Source organism: Amycolatopsis sp. WAC 04169 (genome assembly GCF_003947535.1).
Lineage (GTDB): Bacteria > Actinomycetota > Actinomycetes > Mycobacteriales > Pseudonocardiaceae > Amycolatopsis > Amycolatopsis keratiniphila.
Genome location: NZ_QHJI01000012.1, coordinates 24,855 through 38,699, shown reverse-complemented (window position 1 = coordinate 38,699; position 13,845 = coordinate 24,855). Strand labels below are relative to the sequence as shown.

The window sequence follows — 13,845 nt, the reverse complement described above, 5'->3', positions numbered from 1 at the left end:
TCCCCCTTGTTCGGATACGACTGTATTCTAAAGATGTTGAGCGGGCAAGTGACGCAGAGTGAGGCCTGTGTGGAAATAGGGACACTCAACGTCTCTATTTCCACACCCCCTTCGCGAGAGGTCCGCTGTCGCCCGGGGACTGTGTGGATTTCGGGACATCTGATGTCCCAAAACCCACACAGTCGCGGCGCAAGAGGAGGATGCATCCGTGCCGAAGATCGTGGACCGCGCCGAACGCCGCCGGGAGATCGCCGGCGCCCTCCTGCGCATCGTCGCGCGCGAAGGCGTCGAGGCCGTCAGCGTGCGCTCCGTCGCCGTCGAAGCCGGGGTGTCCGCGGGCGCGGTCCAGAAATACTTCTCCACCAAGGAAGACCTGTTCCGCTTCGCCCTCGACATGACGAGCGAGTTCCTGGAACAACGCTGGGAAACCCTCGATCAGTCCGGCGACCTGCTGGATCTGCTGCTCCGCCTGCTTTTCGAGGCGATGCCGCTCGACGAGCAGCGCCGCGCGGAGGTGATCGTCATCAACGCCTTCACCGCCCGCGCCGCCGTCCGGCCGTCCTGGGCCGAATTCATCCGCACCGGCTACGACGAGCTCGCGGAGATCACGACGCAGTACATCTCGAAAGCGCAGGCGGAGGGCCACGTCCGGGACGACCTCGCGGCGAGCGACCTGGCCGATGCCGTCCTCGCCCTCTCGGACGGCTTCGCGAACCGGATGCTCACCGCCGCCGACCCCGCCGCTCTCCTTCCGTCCCTCGAAACCTCCGTGCGCACCCTCCTGACTCCCCGCATTTAGTCCTCTGGATGCGGTAGTTGCACGCGCAAGGACCGCATCCAGAGGACTAAATGCGGGAGGTGATGGCGGCCTTGACCCTGCGCACCATCGCCCGCGGGTCGGCGTAGAGCTCTTCCTTGGTGATGACGACGAACTCCCAGCCCTCAGCCTCGATCATCGCTCGCCGACGCGCGTCCAAGCGCGGCTGCTCACCTTCGAGGTGCCAAGCTCCGTCATACTCGACGGCGACCTTGGCCTCACGGATCGCGAGGTCGAGCCGACCGAGGAACCGCGTACCGCGATAGACCTCGACCTGGGGCTCCGCGTCGATTTCGTGAAGTCTCAACCACACCCTGACCTCCGACTCCGGAATGGACTCCGCGCGCTCGTCCGCGAAGGCCAAGGCTTGACGAGCTCGAACGATCCCGTTGTCATGCCGGTGCTCCAGGTACACCTTGAGCGCTTCGCCGTCGATGAAGCCGGCGCGAAGCAGTGTGTCCAGCAAGCCGACGACACGGGGAAAGGAGCGGCGAAGGCGAGTCTCGGTCAAGATGTCCATGGTGATGCGCAAAGGCGTCGCGATGAGGCCGTCCCGCCATGGCACGAAGTCGTGCCCGAGCAGCCTGGTACGCCGGAGGTACGTTCCCCGCAGGCTGTGAAAGCCTCTCGCCTCAGGCACCACGAACTCGACCGGGTCGTTCTCGAGGGAGAACGGGAATCCGCGGACCGTCGCGGCCGAGCACCCGGTCAGCACCGCGCCATCAGGCGCGATGAGGATCGCGGCCTTGCACCTCAGCTCGTGATCCAGGGGGATGCCCATCGGGGCGTAGACATCCTGGAAGAGCCGGTTGTAGGGCCCCGAGCGGAGCTGGGCGCGGGTCAAGTCTCCTTCGCTGACGGCACGGCTGCCGACGAAGGGACCGAAGAACTCGGTCGTCGCGTAACTATTACTGGGCACGACCGAACGATGACATCCGCTCCCGGGCGATCACCGGTTTCAAGATCATCTTCACGCGAGTTATCCACAACTCCCCGAGCCTGTGGAAGCCCGCATTTAGTCCTCTGGATGCGGTAGTTGCACGCGCAAGGACCGCATCCAGAGGACTAAATGCGGGAGGAGGGGGTGACACCGGTGTCCATCGATCGGTTGACAGTCGGGTTCAGTCCAGCGGTCGTCCCGGGACAGCGGGCCACTGAAGCACGATCGACGGATGAACACAGCGGTGAAAGTGCGTGGCCTGTGCAAGGAGTACCCAGGCCACACGGCCGTCGGGGGGATCGACCTCGACATCGAACAGGGCGAGGTGTTCGCGCTGCTCGGCCCCAACGGCGCGGGCAAGACGACGACGGTCGAGATTCTGGAGGGCCATCGCAAAAGAACAAAAGGCGAGGTCGACGTGCTCGGCGAGGATCCCGGCACGGCGGGCCGGGCCTGGCGGGCGAGACTCGGGATCGTGTTGCAGACGGCCAACGACGCCGCCGAGCTCACCGTCGCGGAGACCGTCCGGCACTTCGCCCGCTACTACCCGAACCCTCGTGACACCGAGGAAGTGATCGAGAAGGTCGGCCTGACCGAAAAGGCCGGCGCCCGCGTCAAAAGCCTGTCCGGCGGGCAACGGCGTCGCGTTGACGTCGCGCTCGGGATCATCGGGCGGCCCGAGCTGGTGTTCCTCGACGAGCCCACGACCGGATTCGACCCGGCGGCCCGGCGCCAGTTCTGGGAGCTGATCAGGAGTCTCGCCCGCGAAGGCACCACGATCCTGCTCACCACCCACTACCTGGACGAGGCCGAAGCGCTGGCCGATCGCGTCGCGGTCATCACGCGCGGGGCGATCGTCGCCGAAGGAACGCCGCGGACGCTCGGCGGCCGGTCGACCGCGGAGGCCACCGTCCGCTGGACCGACGAGCGCGGCGGCCACCAGGAGCGCACCCACTTCCCGGCCAAGCTGATCCGCGAACTCTCCGCCGACGGCCGCGAGCCGGCCGAGCTGACCGTCCACCGCCCCACCCTCGAAGACACCTACCTCGGCCTGATCGGAGAAGCCCGATGAGCGCGCCGGCCCTCCCGGGCACCTTCTCGCTCGGTCTCGTCCGCGGCGCCGCGGAGATAAAACAGTTCTTCCGCATCCGCGAGCAGGTGATCTTCACCTTCGCCTTCCCGTCCCTGCTGATGATCCTGCTCGGCTCGATGCTGAACTCCTCGATGCCGGGTATGGCGATCACCACCGGGCAGGTGCTGGCCGCGGGCATGATCGGCTCCGGCATCGTCTCGACGTCGTTCACCAGCATCGGGATCAACCTCGCGTCCGACCGCGAGCTCGGCGCACTGAAACGGCTGCGTGGCACACCGATGCCCGCGGCGGCCTACTTCATCGGCAAGATCGTCCTGGTCGGCGTGACGAGTGTCGCCCAGGTGGTGCTGATGTCGGTCGTCGGTGTCCTGCTGTTCGACCTGGAACTGCCCACCGATCCGGTGAAACTGCTGACCGCCGCCTGGGTCTTCCTGCTCGGCATCACCAGTTGCACGCTGCTGGGGATCGCGCTCGGCTCGGTCACCAGGACGGTCAGCGGCGCGGTCGCCGTGGCCAATCTGATCTACATCGCGCTGCAGTTCATCTCCGGGGTGTTCGTCACGCCGATCACCGAGCTGCCGAAGGTTATGGTCGACATCGCTTCGTTCTTCCCGGTGAAGTGGATCTGCCAGGGCTTCCGCTCGGTGTTCCTGCCGGCCGAGGCCGCGAGTCAGGAAATGGCGGGGACATGGGAACTACCGATGGTGGCGCTGGTGCTGACGGCGTGGTGCGCCGCGGGGCTGCTGCTGGCGAAGCTGACGTTCCGCTGGTCGAACGAAGGCAAGTGAACGCCTGGGAGCGGTTCTATTGGCTGTGGGAGGTCCTGTTCGGGGTCACCTTCGTCGCGACGGTGGCCCTGGTACTCCTCGACGACGGGACGACGACGAACAAGACGGTCGCGCTCCTGTGCCTGGCCGGCCTCGGCCTCACCTATCTGGTCCAGGGTCGTCGGCTCATCAAAGGGCCCGAGTACGAGCACACACCGTGGCTGTTCGCCGGGATGATGATGCTCTTCACGCTGGGAGCGGTCTTCGCCTCGGGCAATTCCAGCTTCGTCCTCTTCCTGGTCTGCCCCGTGCTGTACATGACGATGCCGACGAAGACCGCGTCGATCCTCACCACGGTGGCCGTGCTGTCGAGCCCGGCATCGCTGCTCGTCCGGGGCGGGCTCGACGAGCAGCCGGTCCTCCTGCCGATGACGGCGATCCTGATCGTCTTCAGCATCCTCGCCGGCCGCTACACGACCCAGATCATCGAGCAGAGCAAGAGCAGGGCCGCGCTGATCGACCAGCTGCGGGCCAGTCAGGCGGAGGTTTCCCGCCTCTCGCGCGAGGCGGGGACGGCCGCCGAACGCGAACGCATGGCCCGCGAGATCCACGACACGCTCGCGCAGGGTTTCACCAGCATCGTCACGCTCACCCAGGCCATAGAGTCCGAAATGGACACCGACCCGCAGGCGGCCCGCCGACACCTGGAGCTCGCGGCGCGAACGGCGCGGGAGAACCTGGCCGAGGCGCGGGCGATGGTCGCGGCGCAGGGACCGTCGGCGCTCGCTGCCGCTTCACTGGAGGAAGCCTTGCGCCGTCAGGTGGAACGGCTGACCGAGGAGACCGGGATCGAGGCGTCGATCGAGGCCGACTGCCCGCTTCCCGCGCTCCCGATGTCCACGGAGGTCGTGCTTCTGCGAGCGGCGCAGGAGGCGCTGAGCAACATCCGCAAGCATTCCCGCGCCACCCGCGTCTCGTTTCGTCTGTCCGTTGTGGACGGACGGGTCCGGCTCGGCGTCACGGACGACGGCATCGGCTTCGATCCCGCCGCGCCCACAGGTGGCTTCGGTCTGGCGGGGATGCGCGCGCGCACCGATCAGGTCGGTGGCATCGTGACGCTGAAGAGCGAACCCGGGGCGGGGACGACACTGGAACTGGAGGTGCCCGCGTGATCACGATCATGCTGGTCGACGATCACCCCGTGGTGCGGGAAGGCCTGCGCGGCATGCTGGAGGCCGAGCCGGATCTGAGCGTCGTCGGGGAAGCGGGTTCCGGTGACGAGGCCGTCGCGCTGAGCCGGGTCAAGCAGCCGGACGTGATCCTGATGGACCTGCGGATGCCCGGTCTCGACGGCGTCGGCGCGACGCGGAAGATCCTCGCCGACCGGCCGGAGCAGCGGGTCGTCGTGCTCACCACCTACGAGACGGACGCGGACATCCTGCGCGCGGTCGAAGCGGGAGCCTCCGGCTACCTGTTGAAGGACGCTTCGCGCGCGGAGCTCGCCGGTGCGATTCGTGCCGCATCGCGCGGCGAGACGGTCTTGGCGCCTTCGGTCGCCGGGAAGCTGGTGAACCGGGTGCGCAACCCGACGGCGTCGCCCTTGTCGGCGCGCGAGATCGAGGTGCTCCGGCTGGTGGCGCGGGGAAGCACGAACGCCGACATCGGCCGCACACTCCACATCAGCGAGGCGACGGTCAAGACCCATCTGCTGCGCGTGTTCGGGAAACTGGACGTTTCGGACCGCACGGCCGCTGTGACCACCGCTATGCGACTGGGACTGCTCGGGTAGGCAGAATGCGTCCCATGCTTGCCACGACCGAAATGGCGCTGCTTCGCCGCCTCGCGCACGAGCAATCCTCGTGCCGCACCCCGTCCATCGTCGCCGCCGTCGTCCGCGACGGGGAACTCGCCTGGTCCGGAGGGCGCGGACGCGTCGGCGGCGAGACACCGGGCGCCGACACGCAGTACCGGCTCGGGTCGATCACCAAGACACTCGTCGCGACGGCCGTCATGCGGCTGCGCGACGAAGGCAAGCTCGACCTCAACGACCCGCTGGAGCAGCACCTGCCCGGCACCTCGTTCGGCTCGGCCACCATCGCGCAGCTGTTGTCGCATACCTCGGGGCTGACCGCGGAATCGCCCGGTTCCTGGTGGGAGCGCACCGTGGGCGCGGACTGGGACGCGCTCGTCGAGAGCCTCAAGGACGACGCGACGCGGCTGCGGCCGGGCAGCCGGTTCCACTACAGCAACGTCGGCTACGGCGTGCTCGGCGAGCTGGTCGCCCGGCACCGGGGGCAGTCGTGGCTCGACGTCGTCCGCGCCGAGATCCTCGGCCCGCTCGGCATGACCCGGACCTCGCCGCATCCGGAAGGCGCGCACGCGGACGGGTTCGCCGTGCATCCCTTCGCCGATCTCCTCATGCCGGAGCCGTCGCCGGACGCGGGCGCGATGGCCCCCGCCGGCCAGCTGTGGTCGACGGCCACCGACCTCGCCCGCTGGACGGCGTTCCTCGGCGGGCACACCGGCGGCGTGCTGAGCGAGCAGACCGTCGCGGAGATGCGCGAAATGGTCACCGTGGACGACGGCGACACCTGGACCACCGGGTTCGGTCTCGGGGTCATGCTGGTCCGCACGGAGGGCAGGCGGCTGGCCGGGCACACCGGATCGATGCCGGGCTTCCTCGCCTGCTCGCTGGTCGACGCGAACGCGGGCATCGGCGCGCTGGTGCTGACGAACTCGACGGCGGGCGTCGGCATCACGCAGCTCTGCCTCGACCTGATGAACCTGACCGAACAGCACGAGCCGTCCATGCCCGCCGAATGGCAACCGTCCACTGTGGACCCGAAGCTGCTGGAGCTGACCGGGTTGTGGCACTGGGGGCCGACGCCGTACCACCTGCGGCTGCTCCCGGGCGGCTTGTTCTCCCTCGCGCCGACCGACGGCCCCGGCCGCGCGTCGCGGTTCGCGCCGGTGGGCGAGGACACCTGGGTCGGCCTCGACGCCTACTACGCGGGCGAAACGCTGCGGGTCGGCCGGGATTCGGCGGGCAAGCCGAACCACCTCGACCTCGCGACGTTCATCTTCTCGCGCACCCCGTTCGACCCGGCCGCACCCATCCCGGGCGGCGTCGATCCCGAGGGCTGGCGCTAGCGGAAGCGCATGGCGGCGGTCGTGAACTCACGGCCGCCGTCGGCGCACACCAGGACGTCGCTGTAGCCGGGGTCGCCGACGACCCACATGCGGCGCGGGCCGCGCAATGATTCGGCGAGTTCGCCGGGGCATCGTTCGATGACGAACTTCGCCGGGCGGCCGTCGAGGACGGCCCACCCGCGCGCGGTGCCCGCGTCCGGATCCAGCGTGGCGGTGGCCAGCGTCCAGGGGCCGAACACGACGTCGAGGACACCTTTACGGCGCCGGCTCGTGAACCGCAGCGCCGCCCACCACTGGCGGGTCTTCGGTGAGGAGATCTCGTCCGGGCCGTCTCCGTGCACCCAGCGCGGCAGGCCGGGAACGAAGACGAGCACGAGCGTCGCCACGAAACCGAGCGGTGCGCCGATCGCCGCCGTCTCGTCCCACTCGGCGAAGACCGCGTGGACGACGAAGACGAGGAAGTACAGGAACAGGAAACCCCATCTGGGTCTCCACGGTTCGGGCATCAGGCCGCCGGGGTGTGCCCGACCGCCTCGCCGACGGCCGCGATGAACTTGCGGGCGATGCGCTTGCCCTCGCCCCAGTCGACGAAGCCGAACTTCAGGCTCGTCTGGATCGCCAGCCCGGAGCCCTCCGTCGTCCGCTCCACCTTCACGGTGACCGTCTGCCCGTAGCTGAAGAGGCCGAGCTTGGTCGAGAAGGTGACGTACCCGGCCGCGGCGTCGTAGTAGGGGACCTGACCCTTGACCGCGGTGACCCCGTTCGGGAGGGCCTGCCACAACGTCTCGGGAGGCAGGGGGAATCGCTCGTGCACTGTCGCCATGAGGCGAGAAGCTACCCGTGCGCCTGCCACCGGCGGGAGCGAGTTGTTCGATCCCACATATCGGACACGCGACACCGACTATCAGCAGGGTCATCCCGACCTGAGAGACTGGGCACATGACCGACGCACCTGAGTTGACCCTCCCCGCGGACCTGAAGCCTGCCGATGGCCGCTTCGGCTGCGGACCGTCCAAGGTCCGTGACGAGCAGCTCGCCAACCTGGCGAAATCCGGTGCCACCTACCTCGGCACGTCGCACCGTCAGAAGCCGGTGAAGTCCCTCGTCGGCCGCGTGCGTGCGGGTCTGTCCGAATTGTTCTCCCTGCCCGAAGGCTACGAAGTGGTCCTCGGCAACGGCGGGACGACCGCATTCTGGGACGCCGCCGCGTTCGGGCTCGTGCGGGAACGTGCGCAGCACTTCACCTACGGCGAGTTCTCCTCGAAGTTCGCCACGGTGACCAAGGGCGCCCCCTTCCTCGCCGACCCGATCGTCGTCAAGGCCGACCCGGGCAGCGCGCCCGAGATCGCTTACGAGGCCGGCGCCGACCTGGTCGGCTGGGCGCACAACGAGACGTCGACCGGTGTCGCGGTGCCGGTCCGTCGCCCCGAAGGCAGCGAAGGCGCCCTCGTCGCCATCGACGCCACCTCCGGCGCGGGCGGTCTGCCGGTCAAGGCCGAGGACTTCGACGTCTACTACTTCGCGCCCCAGAAGTCCTTCGCCTCCGACGGTGGCCTCTGGATCGCACTGGCCTCGCCCGCGGCCGTCGAGCGCATCGGCGAGATCGGCGCGAGCGACCGCTGGATCCCCGAGTTCCTGTCGCTGACCACGGCGCTCGACAACTCGCGCAAGGACCAAACCTACAACACCCCGGCGGTGTCGACGCTGTTCCTGCTGGCCGACCAGATCGAGTGGATGAACTCGAACGGTGGTCTGGAGTGGACGACCTCGCGGACCCGCGACTCGTCGACCCGGCTGTACGAATGGGCCGAGAAGACCAGCTACACGACGCCGTTCGTCAGCGACCCGTCGCTGCGCTCGCAGGTCGTCGGCACCATCGACTTCGCCGACGAGGTGGACGCCGCCGCGGTGGCGAAGGTGCTGCGCGCCAACGGGATCGTCGACACCGAGCCGTACCGGAAGCTGGGCCGCAACCAGCTGCGCGTCGGCCTGTTCCCGGCCATCGACCCGGACGACATCACGAAGCTGACCCAGAGCATCGAGTACGTCGTCGAGCGCCTGGGCTAGGACTCTTTTCGCGCGTGAAGGCCCCCTTCCCTCGGCTGAGCCGAGGGAAGGGGGCCTTCACGCGCTACCAGGGCGAAGAAGAGCAGCAGGACCAGGCCGTACAGCACGTAGGACTCCGTCGCCAGCCACCAGCCGAAGCTCCCGGCGGGCCGCGGCGCGAGCCACATCGGCGCGATCACGAACAGCGCCACCGTCACGGCCGCGAGCGCGTACGAAACGATCGAACGCGACCAGATCAGCAGCGCGAGGATCGGCACGCACCAGATCCAGTGGTGCGTCCACGAAACCGGCGACACCAGCAGCCCGCCGACGGCACACGCGGTGAGCGCGAACACCGGCTCCGCGAGGCGCACGATCACGAACGCGGTCAGCGCGACCACGGCGATCGACGCCAGCACCCAGACGACGTCTTCGGCCGAGCCGAATCCGAACCGCGCGAGCATCCCGCGCAGCGACTGGTTTCCGACGTAACCGCGATCGCCGATACGGCTGGTGTCGAACAGGATGTCCGTCCAGAACCTCGCCGACGCGCCGGGCGCGGCCAGGAACATCAGCAGGCCCGCACCGAGGAAACCCGCCACCACCCGGGCGGCGGAGCGGAAGTCCTTGCGGAACAAGAAGAACAGGATGAAGAAGGCCGGCGTCAGCTTGATCGCCGCGGCTATCCCGATCAGCAGGCCCTTCGTGCGGGCGCGGCCCGGCAGCAGGGCGTCGAGGACGACCAGCAGCATCAGCAGCGTGTTCACCTGGCCGAAGCCGAGCGTCGAGCGGACCGGCTCCATGATCCCGCCGACGGCCTGTGCCCCGATCGCCACCAGGACGGCGATGGCGCGGCCACGGACGTTCGCACGGTCGGTGAGCGAACCGTTGAGGGTCGCGACGAAGAGATAGACGACGATCCCGCCCGCGATGATCGACGCGAGCCCGACCAGTCGCGTGGCCAGCGCGGCCGACAGCAGGGTGCCGGGCAGGAACACCGCCGCCGCGAACGGCGTGTAGGTGAAGGGCAGCCAGCCGCCGTGCGTCTGCACCCACGCGCCGTACGGGTCGCCGGAGTCGACGAGCAGCCGCGCGCCGCCGATGTAGACCTCGAGGTCCTGGCCGTCGAACACCTTGAGCGTGAACAGCACGCCGACCACGACGGCTTCGAGCGCGAGCAACGCCCCCGCGAGTTTCCGCCCCGACAATCCCACCAGCACCCGGCGAGATTACCCACCGCCACTCCGCGTTCAGTCCTCTGGATGCGGTGGACCACCGCATCCAGAGGACGAAACACGAGCTAGGCAAGGGCCTGGGTCGGGGGCAGGCGCGCCGCGCGCATCGCCGGGTAGGCACCGGCGACGGCACCGACCAGTGCCGAGATCCCGACCCCGCCGAGCAGCGCGCCGACGGGCAGCACCGCCGGCCAGCCCTGGCTCAGCGCGTATCCCGACGTCACCAATACCCCGACCAGGACCCCGGCGATCCCGCCGAGTCCGGACAACAGCACCGACTCGGCCAGGAATTGGCCTCTCACCTGCCGTTTCGTCGCGCCGAGCGCCCGGCGGAGGCCGATCTCCCGGCGCCGTTCCAGCACCGAGATCACCATCGTGTTGGCCACCCCGACGCCGCCGACCAGCAGCGCCACCCCGCCGAGCCCGAGGAACAGCGCGCTGTAGGTGTTCTCCGTCAGCTTCTGCGCCTCCAGCGCCTCCGACGGACGACGGACCTCGACCTCGTTCGGCGCCTGCGGGTTCATCGTCTGCGCTAGCACCGACCGCACGTTCTCGACCTGCGAATCCTTCGCCCGCACGTACACGGTCGTCGGGTGACCCTCGAAGTCGAGGAGCCGCTTGGCCGCGTCCCAGCCGACCAGCACCGAACGCTCGATCTCGGGCGCCAGCGGCGTCGGCCCGAGGATCCCGCCGACGGTGAACCACTTCCCGGCGATGTACACCTGCGGCGGTTTCGCCGGGTCGATGTGGTCGATCCCGAGCCGCGCGGCCGCGACCGAACCGAGCACGACGACCGGATAGTCGCGGGTCGCGTCCCGGAGGAACTGCCCGTCGCGGACGGCGCCGCCGATGACGTCGAGAAGATCCGGCGTCGCCGCGTAGACGCCGAGGCCGGACGTCTCGTCCTTGTCGATCTTGTCCGTGCGCCGCACGGTGCCGCCGGTGGTCCCGGTCGCGGACGCCGCCGTGACCGGCGCGATCCGCTTCGCCATCGGCACCGCGCTGTCCGGCAGGGTCGCGTCGCCGCCGAACAGCGTCTTGCCCGGGCCCGCCGTGAGCAGGTTGGTGCCCAGCGCGGCCAGCTGGTCTTGCAACGCCTTCGCACCCGAAGCCGGGATCGCGAGCACCGCCACCATCGCCGCAATCCCGATCCCGATGCCGAGCGCGGACAACACCGCCCGCATCGGCCGCGTCCGCATCCCGTGCGCGCCGAGGTTCAGCACGTCACGCGGGCCGAGCCGGGCCGGATCCGGCGTCTTCTCGAGGACGGGCGCGCTCACACCAGCACCCCCGTCCCGGTGTCGAGCCGGATCCGGCCGTCCCGCAGCTCGATGCGCCGCGGGATACCCGCCGCGATCTCCCGGTCGTGCGTGATGATCACGACCGTCGTCCCCTGCGAGCTCAGCGTGGCCAGCAGGTTGAGGATCGCCGCGCCGTTGCCCGTGTCGAGGTTCCCGGTCGGCTCGTCGGCCAGCAGGATCGACGGCGAGTTGACGACCGCCCGCGCGATCGCCACCCGCTGCCGTTCCCCGCCGGAGAGCTCGTTCGGGAAATGCCCCGCCCGGTGCGCGAGCCCGACGCGGTCGAGCGCGGCCAGCGCCCGCTCGCGCCGTTTCCGCCGCGGCACCCCCGCGTACAGCAGGCCCGTCGCGACGTTGTCGACCGCGCTCACCCCCTCGCTGAGGAAGAACTGCTGGAACACGAACCCGATCCACCGCGACCGCAACGCCGAAAGCTTGCGGTCGGGCAGTTTCGCCACGTCGTGCCCGCGCAGTTCGATGACGCCGCTGGTCGGCCGGTCGAGCGTGCCCATCAGCTGCAGCAGCGTCGACTTGCCGGAACCGGACGGGCCGAGGATGGCGACCATCTCCCTGTCCTCAATGGACAGTGTCACCTCGTGCAGGGCGCGCACGCCGCCGGGATAGGTGCGCGAGGCGTTGCGCACGGCCAGCACCGGGGTCATGACGTCGTCACCACCCGCATCCCGGCGGCGAGGCCGGTGCCGGTGACTTCGACGCGTCCGTTGGAGAACAGGCCCGTCTTCACCGCGATGAGACGCCGCTTGCCGCCTTCGTCGACCTCGACGGCGTAACCGCCCTCGGCGAGCGCGAGCACCGCGCCGACCGGGACCGCCAGCACTCCACTGTGGACTTCCTTGGTGAACCGCACGGAAACCGGCGTCGAGTCGAGCGATCCCGCCGAGGCCGGATCGTCCAGCTTGATCTTCACCTTGATCTTCGGCTTGCCGTCGTCCTGCCCGGCGCCGTCCTTGCCGTTCTCCGCGACCTTGCCGACCTCGCTGATCACGCCGGTCGTGGTCTTGCCGCCGGTGATGTCGACCCCGACCTTGTCCCCCGCCTTCGCGATGGCCTGTTTGCCGGCGTCGAGTTTGACCTCGACGACGCGCTCGGTGCCGGTGTACTTCAGCAGTTCGCCGCCGCCGGGGCCGCCGAGTTGCGCGGCGAGCTGCGAAACCCGGATCTCATCGGACGCGAGGACGACGTCGCCCTGCCCGAACGCGCCGGTCTGCTCCAGGCCCAGCGACTTCTGCCATTTCTTGATCGCGGCCGCGGTGGCGGAGGTGAACTTCTTGTCGGGCGTGCCGAAACCGCCGAAACCGAGCGCCTTCAGGTTCTCTTCCAGCTGCTTGACGTCCGGGCCGTCCGCGGCCCCGTCGGCGAGGTCGCGGAAGAACGGCAGCGTGCCGTAGAACAGCGGGACGGGTTTGGCGTCGACGCCGTACACGGCCTTGCCGCGAGTGAGCACCGCGCCCGCGTCCGGCAGGGAGGTGATGGTGCCCTGTTTCCGGCCGGCGAGGGAGCTTTCCTCGCCGTAGCCCAGTTTCCCGTTCGCCTCCTCTTCTTCCTGCAGGTCGGTCTTCTCGACCTTCGCGGTCTCGACCGGCGGCGGCGCCTGCCCGACCTGCTGGGCCTCGGAGGCCACCCTGGTCAGCACGACCACGGACATCGTCCCGGCCACGACGACGAGGACCGCCGCGATGATGAACCAGCGTGCCCGGCGCGACCGCCGTGCGCCGCCGGGCCCTTCGTGTTCGCTCATTTCGCCGGAGCCGCCCTCATGGTCATGCCGAGACCGCAGGCCTTCGCCGCTTCTTCGAACTTCTTGGGGTCGCCACCCGCGTCCAGGGTCATGGCGGAGCCCTTGCCGCTGGGATCGGGGTCCGGGAAGTCGATGCCGTGCTCGCGCATGCACTTGGCTTCCTTGCGCATCTTGTCGAGCTCTTCCGGCGAAGGCGGCTTGATCTCGCCACCGTTCGGCAGCAGCTTGTTGCACGCCTCGCTCGCGGCGTTCATCTTCTTCTCGTCCGGCATGTCACGCGCGTCGAAGGTGACCGCGTCCTGCCCGCTGCCGTCCGGTTTGGGCTCCGGCATCTCGATCCCGTGCTCACGCATGCATTTCCGGTAATCGCGGAACTTCTCCTCGTCGGACACGTTGTCCGCCTGCTTACCGTCGCCCGTGCCGGCGGCGGGCGGGGAAGAGATCGAGGCGACCTTGTCGCCGCCGTCCCCGCCACCACCGCAACCGGCCACGAGCGCGAAGACCGCTCCGGCGATCAGCACCGCCATGGGTCGTTTCCGCATCGCTGCTCCTTCGGTCGTCTTGGCGCCCCGATTTCTACGGAGCGAGCGATTCCGGGGCGGTAAGCGATGTTGCTTATATCGCGCTTACCCGTCCCAGCTAGCGGGACAGAGATCGGATCTTTCTGCCGTCTTTCCGGGTGAACTAGCACTTCCATGGACCTTCTGGGGGTTCACATCCGACCTCTGGCTTCTTAA

Annotated in this window: 15 protein-coding genes; 7 read left to right on the top strand and 8 right to left on the bottom strand. The window is 68.9% G+C overall.

Annotated features, from left to right (window positions below):
- Positions 1–208 precede the first annotated feature (208 nt).
- A complete protein-coding gene (locus DMC61_RS31625) occupies positions 209–799 on the top strand; it encodes a TetR/AcrR family transcriptional regulator (RefSeq protein ID WP_125693804.1) in 591 nt (196 codons plus the stop codon).
- 46 nt (positions 800–845) lie between these two features.
- On the opposite strand, the gene DMC61_RS31620 is transcribed toward DMC61_RS31625, so the two are convergent.
- Positions 846–1,736 (bottom strand): endonuclease domain-containing protein, encoded by an 891-nt coding sequence (locus DMC61_RS31620; RefSeq protein WP_125693801.1) that lies wholly within the window; start codon positions 1,734–1,736, stop codon positions 846–848.
- A 253-nt stretch (positions 1,737–1,989) separates the two neighbouring features.
- Between DMC61_RS31620 and DMC61_RS31615 the strand changes: the two genes are divergently transcribed.
- From DMC61_RS31615 to DMC61_RS31595, 5 genes are read left to right on the top strand one after another with little or no spacing between them, the layout of a single operon-like run.
- Positions 1,990–2,829 carry an ABC transporter ATP-binding protein gene (locus DMC61_RS31615; RefSeq protein WP_125693799.1) on the top strand — a complete coding sequence of 280 codons (840 nt, stop codon included), beginning with the start codon at positions 1,990–1,992 and terminating at the stop codon, positions 2,827–2,829.
- Positions 2,826–3,638 (top strand): ABC transporter permease, encoded by an 813-nt coding sequence (locus DMC61_RS31610; protein ID WP_125693797.1) that lies wholly within the window; start codon positions 2,826–2,828, stop codon positions 3,636–3,638. The genes DMC61_RS31615 and DMC61_RS31610 overlap by 4 nt, the downstream gene beginning before the upstream one ends.
- Entirely contained in the window at positions 3,635–4,789 is a 1,155-nt protein-coding gene (locus DMC61_RS31605) for a sensor histidine kinase (RefSeq protein WP_125693795.1), read from the top strand. Before DMC61_RS31610 ends, DMC61_RS31605 begins: the two co-directional genes overlap by 4 nt.
- On the top strand, positions 4,786–5,406 hold the full coding sequence (locus DMC61_RS31600) for a response regulator transcription factor (protein ID WP_125693793.1): 621 nt from the start codon (positions 4,786–4,788) through the stop codon (positions 5,404–5,406). The genes DMC61_RS31605 and DMC61_RS31600 overlap by 4 nt, the downstream gene beginning before the upstream one ends.
- Positions 5,407–5,420: 14 nt before the next feature.
- On the top strand, positions 5,421–6,767 hold the full coding sequence (locus DMC61_RS31595) for a serine hydrolase (protein ID WP_125693791.1): 1,347 nt from the start codon (positions 5,421–5,423) through the stop codon (positions 6,765–6,767).
- On the opposite strand, the gene DMC61_RS31590 is transcribed toward DMC61_RS31595, so the two are convergent.
- Entirely contained in the window at positions 6,764–7,273 is a 510-nt protein-coding gene (locus DMC61_RS31590; protein ID WP_125693789.1) for a hypothetical protein, read from the bottom strand. The genes DMC61_RS31595 and DMC61_RS31590 overlap by 4 nt on opposite strands.
- A complete protein-coding gene (locus DMC61_RS31585) occupies positions 7,273–7,590 on the bottom strand; it encodes a hypothetical protein (RefSeq protein ID WP_125693787.1) in 318 nt (105 codons plus the stop codon). Before DMC61_RS31585 ends, DMC61_RS31590 begins: the two co-directional genes overlap by 1 nt.
- A 116-nt stretch (positions 7,591–7,706) precedes the next feature.
- On the opposite strand from DMC61_RS31585, the gene serC reads away from it, so the two are divergent.
- Positions 7,707–8,834 carry a phosphoserine transaminase gene (gene serC, locus DMC61_RS31580; protein ID WP_125693785.1) on the top strand — a complete coding sequence of 376 codons (1,128 nt, stop codon included), beginning with the start codon at positions 7,707–7,709 and terminating at the stop codon, positions 8,832–8,834.
- Here serC and DMC61_RS31575 read toward each other — a convergent pair.
- The 5 genes from DMC61_RS31575 to DMC61_RS31555 form a co-directional block, all read right to left on the bottom strand.
- Entirely contained in the window at positions 8,831–10,033 is a 1,203-nt protein-coding gene (locus tag DMC61_RS31575) for a glycosyltransferase 87 family protein (protein WP_125693783.1), read from the bottom strand. The genes serC and DMC61_RS31575 overlap by 4 nt on opposite strands.
- 80 nt (positions 10,034–10,113) lie before the next feature.
- The gene (locus DMC61_RS31570) at positions 10,114–11,328 is read right to left on the bottom strand and encodes an ABC transporter permease (RefSeq protein WP_125693781.1); all 1,215 of its coding nucleotides are present in this window, start codon (positions 11,326–11,328) and stop codon (positions 10,114–10,116) included.
- The gene (locus DMC61_RS31565; RefSeq protein ID WP_007033339.1) at positions 11,325–12,011 is read right to left on the bottom strand and encodes an ABC transporter ATP-binding protein; all 687 of its coding nucleotides are present in this window, start codon (positions 12,009–12,011) and stop codon (positions 11,325–11,327) included. Before DMC61_RS31565 ends, DMC61_RS31570 begins: the two co-directional genes overlap by 4 nt.
- The gene (locus DMC61_RS31560) at positions 12,008–13,108 is read right to left on the bottom strand and encodes a peptidoglycan-binding protein (protein WP_125693779.1); all 1,101 of its coding nucleotides are present in this window, start codon (positions 13,106–13,108) and stop codon (positions 12,008–12,010) included. The genes DMC61_RS31565 and DMC61_RS31560 overlap by 4 nt, the downstream gene beginning before the upstream one ends.
- The gene (locus DMC61_RS31555) at positions 13,105–13,650 is read right to left on the bottom strand and encodes a hypothetical protein (RefSeq protein ID WP_125693777.1); all 546 of its coding nucleotides are present in this window, start codon (positions 13,648–13,650) and stop codon (positions 13,105–13,107) included. Before DMC61_RS31555 ends, DMC61_RS31560 begins: the two co-directional genes overlap by 4 nt.
- Positions 13,651–13,845 lie beyond the last annotated feature (195 nt).